The following is a 1,563-nucleotide window of genomic DNA, read 5'->3' as shown; positions in this document are numbered from 1 at the left end:
CATTATTATATCATAAAAATTTAAAAATCACACAGCAATTTATAGAATACCAAAACTGTTACCTATTTTTGCAAATTTGGTTAAGGCAAAGGCTAAATCTTCTTTACTGTGTAAAGCGCTTATCATTACCCTTATTCTGGCTTTCCCTTTTGGAACGGTGGGATAAACTATGCTAGAGGCAAAAATGCCCTCTTCATATAGTTTTGAGCTAAATTCTTTTGTTTTCTTTTCATCGTAGATCATCACAGGGGTTATAGGGGTTTCAGTACCTCCGATATTATAACCCATTTCTTTTATCTTACTTTGAAAATATTTCGCGTTATCCCAAAGTTTTTTCACTAAATTGTTAGATTCATAAAGTGTTTTTGTTGCTTCTAAAGCTGCAGCGGTTTCTGATGGCGACAAAGAGCTAGAGAATAGAAATGGTCTTGCTTGTTGTTTTAAATAATCGATTAATACCTTTTTGCCTGCGATGAATCCACCCACAACTCCAAAGGCTTTTGATAAAGTTCCAATTTCTATATCCACTTCGTCCGTCAAATTGAAATGATCCGCTATTCCCCTACCGTTTTCTCCTAGTACTCCTTCTCCATGTGCATCGTCCACCATTACTAAAGCATTATATTTTTTAGCTAGTTCCACAATTCCTGGAAGGGGTGCAATATCCCCATCCATGCTAAAAACACCGTCAGTTATAATTAATTTTCTTCTACAATTATCTTTTTGAGCTTTAACCAGTTGCTCTTCCAAAGAGTTTAAATCTTTGTGTTTCCATATGTATCTTTTTGCCTTTGACAACCTAACCCCATCTATTATACTTGCGTGATTAAGTTCATCTGATAAAATCCCATCTTCCTCGTTTGTTATCGTAGGAATAACTGCTTGATTTGCGTTGAATCCGGATTGTACAACAAGGGTGGCCTCTACTTTTTTGAATTCCGCTAGTTTTTTTTCTAATTCTTCATGAATTTTCATAGTCCCAGCTCCTGGACCCACGCCCCAGCTTTTAACGGCATTGATAGCAGCTTCTTTGAGCCTTTCGTTGCTTGCCAAACCCAAATAATTGTTAGAACACATATTTAAAACCTTTTTACCATTGATATTGATCCAAGCTCCTTGTGCACTTTCAAGTGTTCTTATAGTGATAAGTAAACCAGAATCATCGAGTTTTCTCAAATCTTCTTTCAATTGTTCATAAAAATCCATAATCAAAATCTTCAAAGTCAAATTCATGTGTAACAACTTTACTTAAATCCAATTTATGGAACTTTAGCCAGTTTAAAGCCATATACCACGTTTCAAACATCTTTCTTCCGGTAATAGTGTGAATAGTAAGATTTTTAAAAACTGCGGTATTCATTTCAAACTTTACCTTGCTTTCAGGATAAACCCCTAAGATGGATGCCACTCCTGTGCTTTTTAATGATTTTATACCATCATTCAGAGCGTTTTCATTTCCTGACATTTCAAGGAAGACATCTGCTCCTAATCCAGAGGTTATTTTAAACACTTCATCAACTACCGACTGCTCTTTTGGATTTATAACTAAATCAGCCCCTAAAG

2 protein-coding genes are annotated in these 1,563 nt (G+C 35.4%); both read right to left on the bottom strand.

Annotation, left to right across the window (positions count from 1 at the left end; all coding sequences use genetic code 11):
• Positions 1-39: 39 nt before the first annotated feature.
• Positions 40-1,206, bottom strand: coding sequence for a glycine C-acetyltransferase (locus tag AA81_RS09590; RefSeq protein ID WP_103898901.1), 1,167 nt, complete (start codon positions 1,204-1,206; stop codon positions 40-42).
• On the bottom strand, positions 1,193-1,563 hold a 371-nt coding region (locus tag AA81_RS09585; RefSeq protein WP_146050377.1), incomplete at its 5' end, for a zinc-binding dehydrogenase. The genes AA81_RS09590 and AA81_RS09585, both read right to left, overlap by 14 nt.

This window comes from Petrotoga halophila DSM 16923 (genome assembly GCF_002924615.1).
Note: the sequence above shows the minus strand (reverse complement) of the source record. Positions and strands in the feature narration are given on the sequence as shown.